This is a genomic window from Chromohalobacter sp. 11-W, assembly GCF_029889905.1.
Classification (GTDB): domain Bacteria; phylum Pseudomonadota; class Gammaproteobacteria; order Pseudomonadales; family Halomonadaceae; genus Chromohalobacter.
The window spans coordinates 524,366-544,904 of sequence record NZ_JARANZ010000001.1 but is presented as its reverse complement, the minus strand read 5'-3'; the positions used below and the strand labels follow the sequence as shown (position 1 = coordinate 544,904).

Genomic DNA, 20,539 nt, shown 5'->3' with positions numbered 1-20,539 from the left:
AGTAGACTTGATGTATGTTCATCGTATCAGCGTGGCACATTAACCCGACGCTCAGGAGGTTCCCGATGCGCTTTCCCGTGCTGGCATTAGCCCTACTCGCAACGCTTGCATCCGCTCCCATCTCCCAGGCGCATGCAGCTCAGCGCGAGGCCATATTTGCCGGCGGCTGTTTCTGGTGCATGGAGCCGCCCTACGACAAACTCGAGGGCGTCGTCTCGACAACCTCCGGCTACATCGGCGGTGATAGTGAGCGCCCCACCTACGAGCAAGTCAGCAGCGGCGATACTGGCCATGCCGAGGCGGTCAAGGTCGTCTACGATGACGAGGTCGTCGGCTACGAGACTCTGCTCGACGTGTTCTGGCACAATATCGACCCCTTCGCCGAGGGGCGCCAATTCTGCGATGTCGGTAGCCAATACCGTAGCGCTATCTTCCCCCTCGACCAACGTCAGCGACGCCTCGCCGAAGCCTCCAAGGAAGCCGTGGAAACGCGCTTCGAGCGCGACGTCAAGACGCGTATCGAAGCGAAGGCGCCCTTCTGGGACGCCGAGGAATACCATCAGAATTTCTACAAGAAAAACCCCGTGCGCTACCGCTTCTACCGTGCCGGTTGCGGCCGTGACGACCGTCTCGAGGCCGTATGGGGCGATGACGCTGGCAAGCCTTGAGAGTACGCGCTCAGGTCGCCGTCGGCATGTCGACTATGTGGCGCTCGCGACGCCACAACCAAGCCGCCACGCTGAAGGTTCCCAGCAACACCAGCAGCGAAGCAGCGATCACGCCGCTCCATTGCCAGCGCGCCCAGAACGGCTCCAGATAGAAGCCGCCTAGGCTGGCGCCCAGGTAGTAGAACACTAGATAAAGCGACGACGCACTGCCCCGGGCGTGCTGTGCGTGCCGCCCCACCCAGCTCGAGGCCATCGAATGCGCCAGGAAGAATCCCACGGCATTGATCGTCAACCCCACGATGATCGTGACCAAGGAAGGCATCCAGGTGAGTAACGAGCCGCTCATCAAGATGCCGATACCCAGCATCATGCAGGCCGGCTGTGACAAAAGCTGCGCGATACGCCCGGACAGCGCCGAGCCCACAGTACCGCCGAGGTAGGTCAGGAAGATCAGGCCCAACCACTGCGAGGTGAGGGAAAACGGCGCCTCGCTGAGCCGAAACGTCACATAGCTGTATTGATTGATGAAGATGAAAAAGTTGAATCCGCCGATCAAGTAGGCGGCAATCAAGCGGGGATCGCGCAAATGCCCCTGCATGTCCCGCGCGGCCTGGCCCACGCGCAACGGCGAAGGACGGAACTGTCGGGCAGGCGGCAAGGCACGCCAGAAGACCCAGGTGCATGCCAGGCTCAGACACGCGATCGCCACGAAGCTACTATGCCACCCCCAATGCTCGGCAACCGTCCCGCCGATGACGCGCCCGCCGATCCCCCCCAGCGTGTTACCGCTGATATAGAGCCCCACGGCCAGCAAGAGCGCCGGCTTGTTGAATTCATCGCCCATCCAGGCGATTGCCACCGCAGGCAACCCGCCCAGCAAGAAACCTTGCAAGGCACGCAAGGCCAGTAGACTCGCGAAGTTGGGCGCAACTGCCATGACCAAGGTGCAGAGGCTGGCGAGCACCAGCGTGACACGCATGATGGCTGCTCGGCCGATGGCATCGGAAAGCGGTCCGTAGAACAGCAGCGACAGTGCCAGCGTCAACATGCTCACCGACATCGCACTCCCCGCCGCCAGCGTCGAGACATCGTAACTCTCGCGAATGGCCGGCAGTAATGGCTGCGCAACGTACAAATTGATGAAGACGGTAAAGGAGCCCAGACACAGTGCCAGGGTTGCGCGCCACCAAGCGCGGGTGCGCGGTTCTATCATGACGCCCTCCATGGATGCATCATGATTTCGCCGGACGCAGCGTTATACAAACGAGGCACGAGAAGCCTGTCGACCTGGCATGCCGAAACCTGCGAGCCGCTCACCCTTCGTGGGGCTGGCGATCGATACGCGCCGCCAGTTGAGTTCTGTCCATGGGCCGCCGTGACTGCCAGTAGTGACGATTCCAGTAGACATTGTCGAGACGTGACAACTTGACGCCCTGTGACGTCGAAGCATGCAGAAAATACCCGTCGTCGACATAGACGCCGACATGGTTATACGGGCCGGGAGAATGGAAGAAGACTAAGTCGCCGGCTTCAAGCTCGCTGCGCTGAACACGACGCCCCTCTTGCATTTGCTGCCCGGTGGTACGCGGCAAAGAAATATGGAACGCATCGCGATAGACATGCTGCATCAACGCCGAGCAATCGATGCCACGTTGCGTGGTGCCACCGAGACGATACGGAGTCCCCACCCAGCGCTGATGTTCGGATAGTAGTGCCTTGCGAATGCGCACCGGAGATACCAGCGCCCGCTGAACGTCGCTGGCGCGAAAGGTGGCCAACGGAGATCCGCGGCTTGCGCCAGACAGCGCGCCTTCACCAGCCTTGGCGGCCGCAGACAGGGAAGACGATTGTGGAGCGGTATATTGCGGGCTTTGCGTGGCACAGCCACCCAACAGAGCAGTCAATACCCATCCCAATGCCATGATTCGAAGCATCCAAGCGACCTCATCACACGTATTCAACCTCGCGGATGCCTCGGGGCGCTTGTATGAATGCAAGACGCTGCCCTGCCTTACTAGGCACTACCTGGCGAGGGGGTCGCTGTGGTGGTGGCGCGCATCGCAGGTGCCACCGCCAGAGCGGCCTAGACTCGACTCGTTAACATGCCATGTGCCCGCTGGAGGGCATCAAGACCGAAACGATGATAAAGAAACTCCCGCCTTTTGACGAGAGCTCTCGGAAACGGGATACGAAATGCTTCATCCCGGCGCCCTGCCCGATCAATGCAGCGTCCGCGCATCGCCCGGTAGGGTATCGATATGCAGAGGCGCCCAGTGACGTGCGGGGGCGCCCGGGAAATCGAGACTCGCCCAGCCACCGGCCAATGGCGGTGCGGCCGTCAACCAAGCGGTCAGTGCCTCGCCGAATCCCTGCAGGAACGTCTCACGCTCATCGGTCTCGCCCATGAAGAAGGAAAAGCCCGCATAAAGCCCACGGGCGTAATCGTACCAACTCGCATAGTGCGATTGCGCCAAATGAGCGGCGCGCTCCACCAGAGTGTCGAACTCCACCGCCGACAGCCAGTCCATCTGTCGCCCGGCGATGGCGAGATCGACGGCCTGCGCCACATCCCAGGCGGCCATGTCGTATTCGTTGCACCCCGAGGCATTGTTCTCGACGCGCCGCAGACGCAGTAGATGATTGCGATCATCCTCACTGCACTCGCCGGACTCGATGATCGCGACCTCCTCACGCAAGCGCGCGGCATTGAGCGTGTAAGGCGCATAGTTGATCTGATATTCCTGACGGTCACCCGCCTCGATCAAGAAGTCCAGGAACTCCTTGAGTGCCTCCGCCGACAACAGCCCATAATGACTATCAAGCCATTCGCGAAGCTCCTCACGCTCGCTGCCAACCTCAGGGCCCGGGGCACTCCAGACAGGGGCATTGAGAGGCCCAACCAACGCCAGAGCCGTAAAGCGTGGCAGCGACAAGCGCTCGCCCGGCTCAAGCCAGGTAGCATGGTGCCAGTCGAGCCAATGGAAGGGGCTTCCGGGGTCATCGCGATGCCAACGGATTTCCGCCACCAGGGACGGCTCTTCCGCCTCGGGCAACGCCGCCTCCCATGCCGCCCACGCCTCGATCAGCGCCTTGGGACCACTATAAAAACGGCTTAGCACGCCGCGCAGTGACTCCGCCAACGTCTCGAGCTCGCGCCGATCGTAATCACCGCTGTCGGCACACATCATCAGATAGAAGGCGTATTTTTCCGCCATGAAGATCGTCGCCGCATGGCGTGTGCAGTGTTTAAGACCGTTGCGCAGCCGCACGGCCTCCGACATCGCGTGCCCAAAGGGCGTTTTTGCCGCTGGCAATGCACCGTGGGCGGCATCGGCAGCCAGTTGATTGAGATGATGCACCTGCCCGGGCAACCACAAGCTGGCCAAGCCGGCCGTCCCCATGGAAGGCTCGAGACCCAGTGTGTCACGCAGATAGCGGCGCGCCTCGTCTCGCTGCTGCGTATCTGGGGCGCGATCGATGCCCTGTCGGTACAACAGATCGGGTTCACGCATCGCCGCCAACGCCAGGACCCAATGCCACGCCGGTGCGCGCCAGCCGCGTATCGTTTGCCGCGAGGCCTCGCGTTGCGTGTCGTTCAGCAGTGCCTCGAGTGTCACCTGCCAGGGGCTCGACCGTGAACGCAACAAGACGTCCCAATCACGCGCGAAATCTGCACGCCGATCGCCCCCCTCGAAAAGACTACGCCCACGCTGGTAGGCCTTGGCGACGGCCGTCCAGTCGCGATACCGGCGCATCAGCAGATCGCCCGCGTGTGCGGCAAATGCCTCAGCTTCCTGCGCGTCGAGCCAGCCCGCGTTCCAGCCCGCATAGGCTAGATCCGCCAGCCGTAGCCAATCCCACGCCGCCCATTCCAGAGGTTCTCCGCTGTCGAGGAATGTCAGCATCATATGGCCGTAGTCATGCGCGTCACCGAGCGATTCCCACCACTGACGTCGAATACTCCCATCCTGGGAGGTCAAGCGCGCGGCATCGAGATCCCACGTATAACGATGCCCTTGTCCGCCCAACCACAACAGCATGCGAATCAATTCATCGCGCCCGTCGATGCGCCAGACATCGGCCAACCATCGCTCCACCTCCGGCCAGTCCAAATGTGCATCGCACGTTGCGGTCAACACGGGGGCAAACACTGCACGCAGACGCCATACACCACTATTCTGATCGATCGGCCACGGTAGCTGGCGAGGCCGGTCGGACAACCACTCGGCGAGCGCCTCCCAGGTGACGCCGGCCGCTTCGCGCTCGAGTTGCGACAATGCTTCGCATGCCTCGAGAAAACCGTCATCGTCTTGTGTCCAGTCGATTTGTCCCCGCTCGTGACGCAACGCCGTCAACCATGCGTCCAGCGAGGCATGGTGCGCCTGGATGTCGGCGGCTACCCACTCCGCCCAGGCGTGGGCTCGGGGAGCGTCCAGCCAGCCGACCGCCCCCGACAACGCCAGCAGCTCGAGGGCCTGTAGCTGGCGCAAGGCCTCGCCTTGCCCCGGCATGCACGCTTCAGCCAAGCGCCAGCCGAGCTCACCCCGTTCGCGCACGTCCAACAACGCTAGGCGTGCCTGCGCCGTCTCGGGCGGCGCACTCAACGGTTCGGGATCAAACGCCCAGCCGCACAGCACCAATTGCTGTGCCCACCAGGCGTTAAGAGGATCGATCAAGACACACCTCACTCATGGACTCGGCATTCATACAACGGCGCCATAGTGTACCGGAAAGAGGCTGGTGTCGCCGATACGCAAGGCGCGATAACCTGCCCGTACGAGATGCGAAAAATCGCTGGACGCCACCCTGGCCAAGTGTTTTAAATAATGCACACACCGTCAAACAATAGGCGATGAATCACGCTTCACCCGGAGGCTTCCATGAGTCAACCAACACCCAACATCTTGATCGACCGCGCCTACATCGGCGGCGAATGGCGCGATAGCGAGCGCCGTTTCGCGGTCACCGACCCTGCCACGGGCGAATGCCTGGCACAGGTCCCCGACCTGGGCGCCGACGAGGCACACGATGCCATCGCCGCCGCCGAAGCCGCGTGGCCGCAATGGCGTCGACGCCCCGCCAAGGAGCGCGCGTCCTTGTTGCGTGCCTGGTTCGAGCTTGTCATGGCCCATCGCGAGGCCCTGGCGCAACTCATGACCTTGGAACAGGGTAAGCCACTCACCGAGTCGCGAGGCGAGGTCGCCTATGGGGCGAGCTTCATCGAATACTACGCCGAGGAAGCCAAACGCATCGCGGGCGAGACCTTGCCCGGTCACGGCGCCGACAAGCGTATTCTCGTCATGCGCGAGCCAATCGGCGTGGTTGCCGCCATTACGCCCTGGAACTTCCCGCTGGCGATGATCACCCGCAAATGCGCCCCGGCCTTGGCGGCCGGCTGTCCAGTCGTGATCAAGCCCGCAGAAGCCACACCGCTGACCGCCCTGGCGTTGGCCAAGCTCGCCGATGATGCCGGGCTTCCCGCGGGCGTCATCAACGTGCTCACCGCCGAGAAGCCCGCCGAGATCGGCCACGTGCTGACTACCGATCCCCGGGTGCGCAAGGTCTCATTCACCGGCTCGACACCGGTTGGTAAGCGCTTGCTGGCGCAGTGCGCGGAAACCGTCAAGAAAGTCTCTCTGGAACTAGGCGGCAATGCGCCCTTCGTGGTGTTCGACGACGCCGATCTGGATGCCGCCGTGGAGGGCGCCATCGCCTCCAAATTCCGTAACTCCGGGCAAACCTGCGTATGCACCAACCGCTTTCTGGTGCAAGACGGCATCTACGACGCCTTCATCGCCAGGTTCGCTGAACGCATCGCGGAACTCAAGGTCGGTAACGGTCTCGATGACGACGTGACCCAAGGCCCCTTGATCAACGCCGCAGCCATCGACAAGGTGCAGGCACACATTGCCGATGCTCGGTCCAAGGGCGCACGCTTGGTGTGTGGCGGCGAACCGCACGCGTTGGGCGGTACTTTCTTCCAACCGACCCTGCTCGCCGATGTCACCGACGACATGCATGTCGCCCGCGAAGAGACATTCGGCCCCGTGGCCCCGGTTTTTCGTTTCACCGACGAGGCCCAAGCCATCGCGATGGCCAACGCCACCGAATTCGGCCTTGCCGCTTATGTCTATGCGCGCGACTATCGACGTATATGGCAAGTGATGGAGGGCCTCGAATACGGCATGGTCGCCATCAATGAAGGGCTTCTATCGACCGAGCTGGCGCCCTTCGGTGGCATCAAGGAGTCCGGGCTGGGACGCGAAGGCTCTCACCACGGCCTCGAGGAATACACCGAGCTAAAATACGTCTGCATGGGCGGACTTTAACAAGGAGGCAAGCATGAACAACGCACAGCTCAATGAACTCAAGACACGTTACGTCGCCAGCGGCGCCGCGAGCCCGGCAACCCAGTTTGCCGAGCGTGCCGAGAACGCCCTGATCTGGGACGCCGACGGCAACCGTATCATCGACTTCGCCGGCGGTATCGGCGTACTCAACGTCGGTCACCGTCATCCCAAGGTGGTGCAAGCGGTCAAGGACCAGCTCGACAAGGTGATGCACACCTGTCAGACGGTGATGCCCTATGAGGGCTACGTGAAGGTCGCCGAGAAGCTCAGCCAACTCACTCCGGTACGCGGCCACGGCAAGGTGATGCTCGCCAACTCCGGGGCTGAGGCGTTGGAAAACGCCGTCAAGGTGGCCCGCGCGGCGACGGGACGCGACAACGTCATCTGCTTCACCGGCGGCTATCATGGCCGCACCTTCATGACCATGGCCATGAACGGCAAGGTCGCGCCCTACGCCACTGACTTCGGCAGCATGCCGGGCAACGTCTTCCGTGCCCCCTACCCGGTGCCCTATCACGGGGTCAGCGAGGAAGACGCGCTAAACGGCCTGAAGATGACGCTCAAGACCGACGCCAACCCGCGCGATACTGCAGCCATCGTGCTCGAGCCGGTACTCGGTGAAGGTGGCTTCTATGCAGCCTCGGCCAGCTTTCTCAAGGCGGTCCGCGAGATCTGCGACGAGCACGGCATGCTGTTGATCGTCGATGAGGTGCAATCTGGCTTTGGGCGCACCGGCAAGCTGTTCGCTATCGAGCACAGCGGCGTCGAGCCCGACATCATTACCATGGCCAAGAGCATGGCCGACGGCATGCCGATCTCCGCCGTGGTCGGCACCGACAAGGTCATGGACGCCTCTGGTGGCAATTCGCTGGGCGGCACCTATACCGGCAGCCCGGTCTCCTGCGCCGCGACCCTCGCCGTGCTCGAAGTCTTCGAGGAAGAGAAAATTCTCGAGAAGAGCCAGGCGCTGGGCGACAAGCTGGGTGAGCGTTTCGCAAAATGGCAGCAAGACTTCGCCTGCGTCGACAACGTCCGCCACCTGGGGGCCATGGCCGCTTTCGACGTGGTCGCCGACAAGGCCAATCACACGCCGGATGCTGAACTGACCGGGGCGCTGTGCAAGAAAGCGCGCGAGAAGGGACTGATCCTGCTGTCCTGCGGCCTGTACGGCAACACTCTGCGCTTCTTGATGCCGGTCACCATCGAGGACGAAGTACTCCAGGAAGGCCTGGACATCGTCGAGACCTGCCTCAAGGAGTTGAGCCACGCGTAAAGGACGCGCGCGTACTCATGACACGAAGGGGGCGCCATGCCGATGGCGCCCCCTTTGTCGTTCAGGCCGGTGTGTTGTTCAAGCGAGCAGCACCGTCAGCGCGCCACTTTCTCGGTATGCGACGACGGCGACCCCGCCCTCGGCAGCAGCCAACGTTGCATGGCATTGCGCACCCGCAGCACGAACTGTTCTTGGAACATCACGCAGAACAGCACCGTCAGCAAGAGAAACAACGGGTAGAACATCAGTGAGCTGTCACCGGCGGCATCGAAGCAAGCGCGAAATCCGCTCAGGCATAGAGTCGGATCGCCCGCGAACACGCGCTCGACTCGGGTGAAGATCACGAACAACGGAACATGCAGCGCAAACATCGGCAGCGATGCGCCACCCAGCCGACTCGCCAAGCGACGCACACGGCGACTCTCGGGTGTACGCCATTGTGTAGCGAGTAGAATCAATGCCAACTGCGCGGGCAGTAACAGGCCATTATGCAGTAGGTAATACCAGGCATGGCCCTGCCCCAACAACCAGACCGCCACCACGACACAGCTTGCCACGAATACCATCAGCATCAGACGCTGCATGACACTCAGCCAGCCACCCGCCGCGCGATAACGGGTATACCACACGCACAACAGTATTCCCGCCACGAACTCAGGCAAGCGAATCAAGGGGTTGCGGTGCAAGATACCCGTTTCGGGCATACCGAAGTCGGTCACGGCGATGACCATCAGCGGGGGGATCAGATACAACAAATTGGTCAACGCGAGCGCCCGGCCTACTCGACGGATACGGAACAGACGCGGCGCTATCCACGGGAAGACCAGATAAAAGCCCATCAGCGCCGAAATCGACCAGGACGGCGGATTGAAGGTCAGATAATACGGGTTCCAAGCATGCAGTAGCCCGACATTGAGCACCAGATTGAGCGCAAGCTCTGCGTTGCCCATGAAATGCTCCAGGGCACCCGGCGTCGCTTGTCCCAGATCATTGTTGACGTCGTAAATGACGAAACGAGGCGACATCCCGGCGTCTTCCGGTGAAATCGCCAAATACCCGATCAAAGCCGACATGCTGACCGCCAGCACCAACGACCCGATATGAATCGGATACAAGTTCGAGAAGCGTTTGATCCAGAAGCTGCGCGCGGGCTCTCGTAGTTGACGACGCCCATCGAGGTATACATGGGTCAGCAAGAAGCCCGACAACACGAAGAAAGTACTCGTCGAGAAGAAACCGATATCGGTCACGTAATGCGACCAGCCACTGATCGACGGGTAGGTATGCAGAGTATGGAAGATAACGATATAGAGCCCGAGCGCGAAGCGTAACCACTCCAGGCCAATAAAGCGTTCCTTCTGGCCTGGCTGTTGTGTCTTGTCCATAAGCACGAGCCTCACAGCAGTTCCGAGAACACTGCATCCATGAAAAACCCCGACCTCTCAAAGGGGCCGGGGCAAGGAATCATTCGTTTTCCATATTCAACGGACGCTCTTTAGCGGGTCTGTACCCACGGCGCGCTACGACTTCCGAACCTTGGCCACGATCCACAGCAGCAGCACGGCACCGATCACGGCCATGATCAACGAGCCGATGATATTGGTCTGCGCCAGTCCCAGTAGACTGAAGAGGAAGCCGCCGATAACCGCGCCCACGATGCCGACGCCGATGTTGCCGAGGATACCGAAGCCGCCACCGCGCATGATCTTGCCTGCGATCCAGCCGGCCAGGCCCCCGATGATCAACCACAAAATAATGCTCATTCCTTTATCTCCTTCTTTCCTTGAATGCGACGCTAAACGAAAGGCCACTCACAGACATCGTCTCCAGCATAGCAGCTAGGCTGGCGGCGATACTTCGTCGCCCGTCGTCTCATCCCGGCACCCGCCATGAGACAGGCGTCGGCGTACCGAGTTCGCGCCAGTCCGGGTGTGCGTCGGGTGATGTCCATACCCAGTGATGTAGCATCGACAGCAACACGGGGTCATCGAGAAAGTTCAATTGAGCCGCAGGCTCCACCTTGGTGGGGTTCTCGGTGACGACCGCCTTGACCCGTTCCTCTCGACGTTGCCGTAGAAGCGCCGATACGCCATGCCGGCTCGTGGCCAGCGCACACCCTAGCGCATTGGCCATGGGGTCGACGACCACCTGCACGAACGTCGGTGCCGCCGCCTGCTGAGCGCGCATGCGTTTCAGATGACGCACCATGCGCCGCAACACACGCGGGGGATGCGTTTCTTCGGGAATACGAAACAAGCGCGCATGCTGACACCAGCGCCCCAGCGACACACGGCTGGAAAATACCGAAACCGGGATCGACACCATCAAGGCGCCCACGATGGGTGCCAACCACCAGAGAAAGGTCGGTTCCATATAATACACGCCCATGGCCCACACCGCCCCGATGAGCGTCTGAACGCCATGGTGACGCACGGCATCGCCCCAGGGCGTATCGCTGTTGTCACGCGACGGAGAACGCCATTGTATGGCGCGCCCCAGAAGCGCCGTCAGTACGAAGCGTGTATGGAAAAGCATTCGTACCGGCGCCATCAGCATGGAGAACAGCGATTCCAAGACCATCCCCGCGCATAGCCGTAAGCCGCCGCCGAACTCCTTGGACCCTTGCGCGATGACCAGGATCACGCTGAGTACCTTGGGTAAGAACAAAAGCGTGGCCGTCGCCGCGAACAGTCCCACCGCCATGGTCGGATTCCACTGCGGCCAGACAGGAAACATCATACCCGGCTCGGGGAAATACTGCGGCGTACTCAACGTATGCACCGCCAGCAAGGCAGTCGACAAGATCAGGAACAAGCACCACAGCGGCGCCGATATATACGACATCACCCCGGTCAGGAAGACCGCGCGATGCACGGGATGAATGCCCTTGGCCAGAAACAGGCGAAAGTTCATCAAGTTGCCGTGACACCAGCGGCGATCGCGATTGAGCTCGTCGAGAAGGTTCGGCGGCATCTCTTCGTAACTGCCATCCAGATTGTAGGCGATCCACACGCCCCACCCTGCCCGACGCATCAACGCCGCTTCGACGAAATCGTGAGACAGGATTTCCCCGGAAAGGGAGCCTTTCCCAGGCAGCGGTGCCAGCATGCAGTGACGCATGAAGGGGGCCAGACGAATGATCGCGTTATGCCCCCAGTAATGCGACTCGCCCAACTGCCAGAAATGCAGCCCCGCCGTGAATAGCGGCCCATAGACGCGCGTGGCAAATTGCTGCATGCGGGCGTAGAGATTCAGGCGTCCGGAGGCGCGCGGCGCGGACTGGATAATCCCTGCCTTGGGATGCGCTTCCATCAACCGCACCAGACGCGTCAAGCAAGCACCGCTCATGACGCTGTCGGCATCCAGCACCACCATGTAGCGGTAATTGGCGCCCCAACGGCGGCAGAAGTCGTCGATATTGCCGCTCTTGCGCTTCATGCGGCGCTGGCGGCGGCGATAGAAGACTCGGTCGAAGGCATCCAGCTCACGACACAACGCCAGCCAAGCGTGCGTCTCCGCGATCGCAAGCTCGGGATCGAAGGTATCGCTCAGAATAAACAGGTCGAAGTGACGTTCCTGGCCGCTATCGCGCAGCGACTCGAGCGTGGCCCGCACACCGGCAAAAACGCGCGCCACATCCTCATTGCAGATGGGCACGACCAACGCCGTGCGCGCCGTTTCGTCGATCGGCGCATCTTCCTGCACATCGCGCGCATCGATCGCGTAGCGGTCGCGTCCGCGCAAAAGCTGAAAGAATCCCATGAGGGCCGTCCAGAATCCCGCCGAGACCCAGCAAAACAACAGCACGAACAGCGTCAGGATGGCGACTTCGAGCGCTTGCTTGCCTTGATAGGGCAACACCGAACGCATGTATTCCGCCGCCACCAGGCTCTGCCCTATCACCAGAAGCAACAGAATCTTGCGACGCAACCTGCCGACTTTCTGCCAACGCGGGGTCGGTATGGTGTCCGACCCGCCCTTTTGACGTCGACGAAAGCCACGCTCTACCCAGTTGCGCGTACGCTGGGCATAACGCACGAAAGGATTGGTCGCCCATGGCTCCGGTGCCAAGGGTGTGCGCACTATCGGCGGCGTAGTGCAAAGCCGCGTAATGCCTTGCGCGTCAGTCGTGAGCACGGTGGGCGGCGCCAACGGGCGGGCGCTATACGCCAGCGACAGGCGTGCGCCCACCGATGCCGCCGCCGGGTCATCCTCCGAGACAGCGCGCGCGCCGAGACTCGAGTGCAAGGCTTCCATGCCTTGGTCATCGAGGCGACTAGCGAGCAGCTCGCGGCGCGCCCCTCGGGAATCCGTTTCCTGTGCCAGGCGTTCGAGGTAATCGCCGGTCACTGTATCGGCTTGTGTATCAACCATTGGCGGGGAGCCGGTAATACCAGGTTTCCGAAAGTCGCTCGTCCCCATCCTTCAGGTAAGCGCGAATATCCAGAGGTTGATTGTCATCGCCACGCTTGACGCGCACGAACATCCGCCAACCACCTTCGGCGTCATTGGGAACGACACGACTTTCGACCAGTTCACCGTTGTCTCCGACGGAGGCATCGACTTGCATGCTGGCACCGTCCTTGATCGACTCCAGTCCCGGTCCCTTGAAGTCGACGATGAACGCCAGCGAACCATCGGTCTCACGCACCAAGTTGTCTTTACGTACCTCGCCTTGCGAGCGACGCGTCTGACCAGCCCAGGATAAATCGGGGCTATGGAACTTGGCTTCGTGCGTCGTCCAGTACATACGATAATTGAAGTCGAGTTCATCGCCCGCTTGCGGCGCTTCGTCGGGCTTCCACAAGGTGACGATATTATCGTTGGTTTCGTCTGGCGTGGGGATCTGGATCAGTTCGACTTGGCCCTTGCCCCAGTCGCCTTGAGGCTCGATCCACACGCTTGGACGACGATCATAGCGATCTTTGAGATCTTCATAATCATGAAAGTCGTGACTGCGCTGCAGCAGTCCGAACCCCTTGAGAGAATCGACATCTTGCTCGTCGACCATCAACTTGTCGGGATTGGCAAGTGGGCGCCAGACCCAGTCTTCCTTGCCCCCTTCCGCTTTTTTGCCTCCGTCGTGCACCAACAGGCCATTGGAATCGTGAATCGCCGGCCGATAGTTGAGTGAGTCCGTAGGCTGGCCAGGACCATACAAGTACATACTCGTCAGCGGTGCGACCCCCAGTTTTTCCACGGCGTTACGCATGAAGAGATGCGATGTCACATCGACGACGGTGTCTTCGCCAGGACGAAGAACGAAGCGATAAGCGCCGGCAAGGCTCGGCGAATCGAGCAGTGCGAACACCGTCAGATACTGGCTATCGTTGCTTGGCTTGACGACCCAGAACTCACGAAACGCGGGGAATTCCTCACCACTGGGTAACGCCGTGTCGATCGCCAGACCACGACCGGATGCACCATAAGTCTGATCACGCCCCAAGGTGCGGAAATAACTCGCTCCCTGAAAAGCCATGACTTCATTCATGTGATCGGGGTCATTGAGCGCATTGGTCACCTTGAATCCCGCAAACCCGAGGTTCTCGAGATCTTCCTCGGGAATATCCAGGTCACCGTAAGCGAAATCGTCGGGATCGAAGGCAATATCTTCCACTTCACCTTCCACCACGGTGTGTATCTTCACCGAGGTGTCGTAGTGCATCCCTTTATGAAAGAAAGCGAGATTGAAGGGTAGGTCTTCATCTTCCCACAGCGCGTGACCATCTTTGGTGTGGATCTTGGCGTAATCCGAGTACTCCAGGTTGCTCAGCGATTCCGGCAAGTTTGTTCCGGGTGCTTGGTACCCTTGCTCGGAAAGTTGTTCGGCTTTCTTGACCACATCCTCGAAGCCAAAGGCCACACATGCCTGCGCCGCGAAGGCTAACCATACGCCCAGCATGCCCGCGATAGGGCGACTACAACGACGCGAGGAAATTGCCGTCAAAAAATGTCGATTCGGTACACTCACATTACTACTCCCTTGCGGCTTTTCAGGGGCAAGTCACCCCTTTACGTCACATTCTTCGGCTGAGCACACTAGTGTATGCAATACACCCAACGAAGATGAAAGTTCCAGAGGCGACGCAGATTGATGAGACGAGAAGCCCTCCATGCTCCCGATACAAGAGCTTAGCATCACGCAGGGCATGAAGGGAGCCCACCGGCAGCGTTGTCGTCACATTGCGCTCATCCACGCTTTCTCTACACCACGCAGGGTACCTGATGTCGATACCGTCAATTACGCCCCCCTCTCGCACGCCGAGTGCCGATGTCTGGCGATGGGTGGGAATCTTCCTTGGTCTTGTGCTGGCCACTTATCCGATCGTGGCAGCCGATCGTCTCTATCTCGACGATATCTGGCGCAGCATGCATGGCGAGCCCGGCTGGACCTCGAATGCGCGTCCTCTTGCCGATGTCGTCATGCTCACGCTCAATCAGGGCGCGCGTGTCGTCGAGCTAGCCCCACTACCTTTATGGCTGGGATTGGCCAGCGTCGCGACAATGCTCGTTGCGCTACGTCAGGCCTTTGTAGAATTTAGTGACGGCCACGCCTGGCTTGCGATGGCGCTGTTGGTGCTGCAGCCCTTCTTCCTGCAGAACCTTTCCTATCAGTTCGATGCCTTGCCCATGGCACTTGCCGTCAGTTGCGCCGGACTGGCCCTCGCCGCCGGCATGAAAGCGTCACCGGGAAAGGGCATCATGCTATCGGTCATCGGCTTATTCGCCAGCCTATGCTTCTATCAGGCAGCGGTGAGCGTTTACTTCGTGTTGCTCGCGTTTCATGTTCTGCTCAGCCTGGCCACGCATGGCACACTCCAATGGCGGCGCCATGTCGGCTTGCTCGCCGCTGGCGCCGTCACGCTCCTAGGGTACAAGCTGATCTCAGGCTGGTGGCTGGCTGGCGGTTATAGCCTGTCACATAGCCAGATGGCCGCCCCAGCGACACTGCCTATGCATATCTTCGACAACACTCTGACCTTCTGGCGCTATGCGACCAGGGCACTCGCTGGCGCACCGCGGTGGGGCCTATCGGTCACGGCCCTAATCGCATTGATCGGTCTGATCCTTGGCACCCTTTGCCCTGCACAGGCCAAGCGTCCCCTTGCATGGCCCTGGCGGCTCTTGCTCATGTTGGTCATCTTGCTGCTACTACCGCTTGGTGCGCTGGGCATCATGGCGGCGCTTGAAGACCCTCTCTGGCGTCCGCGCACCTTCATCGGGTTCGGCGCCTTGTGTGCCGGCTCACTGTTCTGTGCGGTGGCTACTTGCGAGCATTACGGATGGCGCCGTCTAGGCGCGTCAATGCTCATTCTCGTGCTGGGAGGTGCCACTGTGATCGCTTATGCCTACGGCAATGCCCAGGGTAGCCAGAAGGCCTTCGAGGAAAGCGTATCCCGCCAGCTGGTCGACGACCTGCGACGACTCGAGGCGAACGGCCCCCTCGTCGTCGTCGGCACGCTTCCACTCAGTAAAAGCGCCGACAACACCGCGCATGCATTCCCCGTAGTCAAGAAGCTCATGGGAAGCTATCTCGACAACGGCTACTGGTGGGGCTATCAAAACCTTTACCGCCTGGGCTTGCCCCAACGTTACGAGTTCTATGGCGACCAGGCGCTGCGCGATGCCTTCGCCAACCACTGCACCATCCTCGAGCCTCTTCTGGAACGTGGCTGGTACACGCTGTACCAGTGGCAAGACGCAACCTTCGTCTCCTTGGAGGGGGCCTGTCGCCAGGGCACTAGCGATCCATAAATCGAGTTACACAGACATTACTTGAGCAATGTCAGACAAATGGGGAATGGTAGTTTACTGTTTGCCGGCTAAAATTCGTCCTCACGATGTAGTGTTATCGACACGCCCGTGCGCTTGAAGACTGACGATATGCCAAGGCCATGTCGCGGGCCTTCAATCGACACGGCCATGACCCATGAAAGTCCAAGGATGCCCATTCCATGCATGCCCTGACGCTGATCTCGTTTCTTTTCTTCACGGGGCTCGTCGCACTGATCACCTGGCTGATCACGCGCCGAGACGACCTGCGTAGCACCCGCGGCTACTTCTTGGCCGGCCGTAGCCTGACCTTTCCGCTGATCGCCGGCTCACTGTTGATGACCAACCTCTCCACCGAACAGATGGTGGGGCTCAACGGGGCCGCCTTCACCGATGGCTTGAGTGTCATGGCGTGGGAGGTCGTTGCGGTCGTTGCCCTGGTGCTGCTGGCGCTCTTCTTTTTGCCACGCTTCCTGCGTAGCGGGATTGCGACCGTACCGCAACTGCTGGAGATCCGCTTCGATCACGGCACGCAGTTGATATGTAACATCATCTTCCTGATCGCCTATGCGGTAATCCTGCTCCCGATCGTGCTGTACTCCGGGGCGATCGGTTTGCAAGGCATGCTCGATCTCCCGGGGCTGACAGGCATCGAATCGAGCAGCTTCCTGCTGTGGGCGACCGTATGGATCGTGGGCCTGATCGGCGCCGTGTATGCGCTCTTCGGGGGGCTGCGTACGGTGGCCGTGTCCGATACGCTCAATGGGGTCGGACTACTCATCGGCGGCCTCTTGATCGTGTTCTTCGCTCTCAATGCCGTTAGCGACGGCGGGGGCATCCTGGCCGGCTGGGATATCCTCAACGAACAGCACCCCGAGATGTTCAATTCGATGGGGCGCGAGGATCAGGCCGTACCGTTCGCCACGCTATTCACCGGCGTCTTCCTGATCAACCTGTTCTACTGGACCACCAACCAACAGATCATTCAGCGCACCTTCGCCGCAAAGACGCTCGCCGAAGGCCAGAAGGGTGTTCTGCTGACCGGTTTCTTCAAGCTTCTCGGCCCCCTGTACCTCGTACTTCCGGGCATCATCGCGTACCACATGTATGCCGACCAGGGCGTCCAGGCCGATGAAGCCTACGGCCACCTGGTGTTCGATATCCTGCCCCCTTACCTGACCGGCTTTTTCGCTGCCGTGATGGTCGGCGCCATCCTGTCGTCGTTCAACTCGGCTCTCAACAGCACCACGACGCTGTTCAGCCTGGGCATCTACAAAGGCGTCATCAAGAAAGATGCAACGGAAGCGCAAGTGGTTAAATCAGGCAAGATCTTCGGCTGGATCATGGCCATTGCCGCCATGGTCATCGCGCCGCTTCTCGCGGGCCAGGAAAGCCTGTTCAGCTACTTGCAGACGATGAACGCGATTTACTTCATTCCCATCCTGGCTGTGGTCCTAGTGGGGCTACTCACCAAGCGCGTTCCCGCGATTGCCGCCAAGATAGGCTTGGTCGCGGGCTGCTTATTGATAGCAGCAGGGTATTTCATACCGCCCTTCAACAAGATTCTCGACGTTACTAGTCAGTACCATTTCGTAGCAGGCGTCTTCGTGCTGCTGATCGCCATCATGCTGATCATCGGCAAGGTCTGCCCACGCGAAACCAAGTGGGTTCACCAGGATGCAGGCGAAGTCGATCTGACGCCCTGGAAAGGCGCTTGGCCCGTGGGCTTGGTGCTAGTCCTGTGCGTCATTGCCATTTATGCGGCGTTCGCCGGCTAGACGACCCAGCAGCACCACACATGACAAACACGCATGACAAAAAAAGGTCCGCGCCGATGCGGACCTTTTCACTGCCAAGGGGCAAAAGCATCGCCCTTACAAGCCGAGTGCCGTCATGAAAACGCCCGATCGGTATTGAAGCCGATCGGGCGTCACTCAAGTGCGGCAGACAAACGCCGCGAGACTAGTCAAAGAACGGGTTGCGCAGCACGATGGTCTCGTTGCGATCAGGCCCCGTGGAAATGATATCGATCGGCACCCCCGTCTGCTCCTCGAGAAAGCTGATATAGGCGCGTGCATTATTGGGCAGGTCCTCGATGCGCTTGATCCCCAGCGTCGACTCACTCCAGCCGGGCAGGTCCTGATAAAGCGGTTCGATGACCTCATAACCTTCGGAGTCGACGGGGTTATCGATAGTGGCGCCATCCTTGCTGCGATACCCCACGCAAACCCGAATGTTTTCCAGGCCATCGAGCACGTCCAGCTTGGTCAGGCAGAGCCCAGAGACCGAGTTGATCTGCACCGCGTGGCGTAGCGCCACGGCATCGAACCAGCCACAGCGCCGCGCGCGGCCCGTCGTGGCACCGAACTCATGACCTTTCTCCGCCAAGTGGCGGCCGAATTCGTCGAAGATCTCGGTGGGGAACGGCCCCGACCCGACACGCGTGGTGTAGGCCTTGGTAATCCCCAGCACGTAATCCAGATATAGCGGCCCCACGCCCGAGCCCGTCGCCGTGCCCCCTGCCGTGGTATTGGAGCTGGTCACATACGGGTAAGTGCCGTGGTCGATATCCAGCAACGAGCCCTGCGCCCCTTCGAACAGGATATTGTCGCCGGCCTTACGCATCTGATGCACCAGCGACACGGTATCGCAGACCATCGGGCGCAGTTCTTCGGCCATTTCCATCGCCTGGTCGAGTACCTGCTGAAAGTCGACCGGTGGCTCGTTGTGATACTGCGTCAACACAAAATTGTGGTAATCGAGCACCTCGCCCAGCTTCGACGCGAAACGCTCGCGATGCAGGATATCGCCGAGACGCAGGCCACGCCGCGCGACCTTGTCCTCGTAGGCCGGCCCGATTCCTCGACCGGTCGTGCCGATCTTGGCAACGCCACGCGCTTTTTCACGCGCCTGATCGAGGCGCACGTGATACGGCAGAATCAGAGGACAGGCCGGGGACAAACGAAGCCGTTCACGAACAGGCACGTCTTTCGCTTCCAGCTCGCGGATTTCTTCCATCAGCGCTTCCGGCGAAAGCACTACGCCATTGCCGATCACGCAGGTTTTATCGGCACGCAACACCCCGGAGGGGATCAGGTGCAGGACGGTTTTCTCGCCATCGATCACAAGCGTATGGCCGGCGTTGTGCCCTCCCTGAAAGCGGACCACCGTGGCGGCGGATTCCGTCAGCAGGTCGACGACCTTGCCCTTGCCTTCGTCACCCCACTGGGTGCCCAATACGACTACGTTCTTGCCCATTGCTTTCGTCTCTCGATCAAAGGATCCGCCGATTTACGCGAGCGGTTCGACCCGCCATTCGCCGTTGGTTTCCACTAATTGTCGATCGCAACGCTGTTCGCGAGGCCCCACACGCTGCCCTGGCAATGCTTGAATGACGCGCTCACCGGCAGCGCGCAGATGCGCAATGGCCTGGGTGAGCGTGGCACGATCATCGGCAGGCGCCCAGATGGCATCGCCACGCGGACCGCTCTCGATGAGCGAGGCCAACAGCTTGAGATCCATGGAAAATCCCGTCGCCGGGCGCGCCCGACCGAAGGCGCGTCCGGTGTCATCGTAGCGCCCTCCCTTGGCCAAGGCCTGACCGTAACCCGGCACATAAGCCGCAAACACCATACCCGTGTGGTATTGATACCCACGCAGTTCAGCCAGGTCGATATACACCTCGGCCTGTAGATGATTGGCCGTGACGGCACGGCACAACGCCTGCAGTTCATCCAGTGCCGCCGCAACTGCGGGAGGCGCGCCCGCAAAGACCTCGCGGGCCTGGTCAAGTATCTCCTGGCCCCCGTAAAGACGCGGCAATGTTTGCAGCATCTCGGCCAACGCGGGGTCACGCACATCCCGCGCGACCAGGGCATCGACGTCGTTGAAGGCCTTGCGCTCGATGGCTTCGAAAAGCGCATATTCGCTTTCCGCATTCAATGCCGCCGCGTGCACCAAGGCACGATAGATGCCGATATGACTGAGCGCCAGGTGAGTTTCATCCGCCCCGGCGACTTCCAGCCCCGTGAGTGCCAACCGCAAGACCTCGATGTCGGCATCCAACCCCGCATGGCCGAACAGTTCCACCCCCACCTGAGTCGGGCTGCGCCCTCCCTGATGTTGATCGGCTTTGGCACGCAACACGGTCGTGCAATAGCAAAGCCGTGCCGGCCCATTGCGCTGCAAGGAATGCGCATCCATACGCGCCACCTGCGGCGTCACATCCGCGCTGGCGCCCATCATCCGTCCGGAGAGCTGGTCGGTCAGCTTGAATGTCTGCAGATCGAGATCGGTCCCCGTGCCGGTCAAAAGCGAATCGAGAAACTCGACCGTCGGAGGAATCACCAGGTCATATCCCCAGCGATCATAGAGATCGAGCAACGCACGACGCAGTTGTTCCATGCGCGTCGCCTGAGGCGGAAGTACTTCATCCATGCCGTCGGGAAGCAGCCAGCGGTCAGCGATGGTCATTT

Annotated in this window: 14 protein-coding genes; 5 read left to right on the top strand and 9 right to left on the bottom strand. The window is 60.6% G+C overall.

Going from position 1 to position 20,539, the window contains the following annotated elements:
• The first annotated feature begins 65 nt into the window (after positions 1–65).
• On the top strand, positions 66–668 hold the full coding sequence (gene msrA, locus OP494_RS02390) for a peptide-methionine (S)-S-oxide reductase MsrA (protein ID WP_280539137.1): 603 nt from the start codon (positions 66–68) through the stop codon (positions 666–668).
• 10 nt (positions 669–678) lie between these two features.
• On the opposite strand, the gene OP494_RS02385 is transcribed toward msrA, so the two are convergent.
• The 3 genes from OP494_RS02385 to OP494_RS02375 all read right to left on the bottom strand — a co-directional run bounded on the left by OP494_RS02385 (position 679) and on the right by OP494_RS02375 (position 5,344).
• Positions 679–1,881 (bottom strand): MFS transporter, encoded by a 1,203-nt coding sequence (locus tag OP494_RS02385; protein ID WP_280539136.1) that lies wholly within the window; start codon positions 1,879–1,881, stop codon positions 679–681.
• Between the two features lie 100 nt (positions 1,882–1,981).
• A complete protein-coding gene (locus OP494_RS02380; protein ID WP_348521691.1) occupies positions 1,982–2,446 on the bottom strand; it encodes an NlpC/P60 family protein in 465 nt (154 codons plus the stop codon).
• Between the two features lie 441 nt (positions 2,447–2,887).
• The gene (locus OP494_RS02375) at positions 2,888–5,344 is read right to left on the bottom strand and encodes a YbeU/YbeR family protein (protein WP_280539134.1); all 2,457 of its coding nucleotides are present in this window, start codon (positions 5,342–5,344) and stop codon (positions 2,888–2,890) included.
• Between the two features lie 204 nt (positions 5,345–5,548).
• On the opposite strand from OP494_RS02375, the gene OP494_RS02370 reads away from it, so the two are divergent.
• On the top strand, positions 5,549–6,997 hold the full coding sequence (locus OP494_RS02370; RefSeq protein ID WP_280539132.1) for an NAD-dependent succinate-semialdehyde dehydrogenase: 1,449 nt from the start codon (positions 5,549–5,551) through the stop codon (positions 6,995–6,997).
• A gap of 13 nt (positions 6,998–7,010) precedes the next feature.
• On the top strand, positions 7,011–8,291 hold the full coding sequence (gene gabT / locus OP494_RS02365; protein WP_280539131.1) for a 4-aminobutyrate--2-oxoglutarate transaminase: 1,281 nt from the start codon (positions 7,011–7,013) through the stop codon (positions 8,289–8,291).
• 95 nt (positions 8,292–8,386) lie between these two features.
• Here the strand turns inward: gabT and OP494_RS02360 are convergent, their stop codons facing one another.
• From OP494_RS02360 to OP494_RS02345, 4 genes are all read right to left on the bottom strand, one after another.
• A complete protein-coding gene (locus OP494_RS02360; protein WP_280539130.1) occupies positions 8,387–9,676 on the bottom strand; it encodes an acyltransferase in 1,290 nt (429 codons plus the stop codon).
• A 135-nt stretch (positions 9,677–9,811) separates the two neighbouring features.
• Positions 9,812–10,054, bottom strand: coding sequence for a GlsB/YeaQ/YmgE family stress response membrane protein (locus OP494_RS02355; RefSeq protein WP_040243976.1), 243 nt, complete (start codon positions 10,052–10,054; stop codon positions 9,812–9,814).
• A gap of 109 nt (positions 10,055–10,163) precedes the next feature.
• On the bottom strand, positions 10,164–12,665 hold the full coding sequence (gene mdoH / locus OP494_RS02350; protein WP_280539129.1) for a glucans biosynthesis glucosyltransferase MdoH: 2,502 nt from the start codon (positions 12,663–12,665) through the stop codon (positions 10,164–10,166).
• A complete protein-coding gene (locus OP494_RS02345) occupies positions 12,658–14,262 on the bottom strand; it encodes a glucan biosynthesis protein G (RefSeq protein WP_280539128.1) in 1,605 nt (534 codons plus the stop codon). Before OP494_RS02345 ends, mdoH begins: the two co-directional genes overlap by 8 nt.
• A 254-nt stretch (positions 14,263–14,516) precedes the next feature.
• Between OP494_RS02345 and OP494_RS02340 the strand changes: the two genes are divergently transcribed.
• Both OP494_RS02340 and OP494_RS02335 read left to right on the top strand, forming a co-directional pair.
• Positions 14,517–16,046 (top strand): glucosyltransferase domain-containing protein, encoded by a 1,530-nt coding sequence (locus OP494_RS02340; RefSeq protein WP_280539127.1) that lies wholly within the window; start codon positions 14,517–14,519, stop codon positions 16,044–16,046.
• Positions 16,047–16,246: 200 nt separating this feature from the next.
• The gene (locus OP494_RS02335) at positions 16,247–17,842 is read left to right on the top strand and encodes a solute:sodium symporter family transporter (RefSeq protein WP_247639420.1); all 1,596 of its coding nucleotides are present in this window, start codon (positions 16,247–16,249) and stop codon (positions 17,840–17,842) included.
• Positions 17,843–18,026: 184 nt separating this feature from the next.
• On the opposite strand, the gene OP494_RS02330 is transcribed toward OP494_RS02335, so the two are convergent.
• Positions 18,027–19,322, bottom strand: a complete 1,296-nt coding sequence (locus OP494_RS02330) for an adenylosuccinate synthase (RefSeq protein ID WP_280539126.1) — start codon at positions 19,320–19,322, stop codon at positions 18,027–18,029.
• A gap of 33 nt (positions 19,323–19,355) precedes the next feature.
• Entirely contained in the window at positions 19,356–20,537 is a 1,182-nt protein-coding gene (locus OP494_RS02325; protein WP_280539125.1) for an ATP phosphoribosyltransferase regulatory subunit, read from the bottom strand.
• Positions 20,538–20,539: the final 2 nt, after the last annotated feature.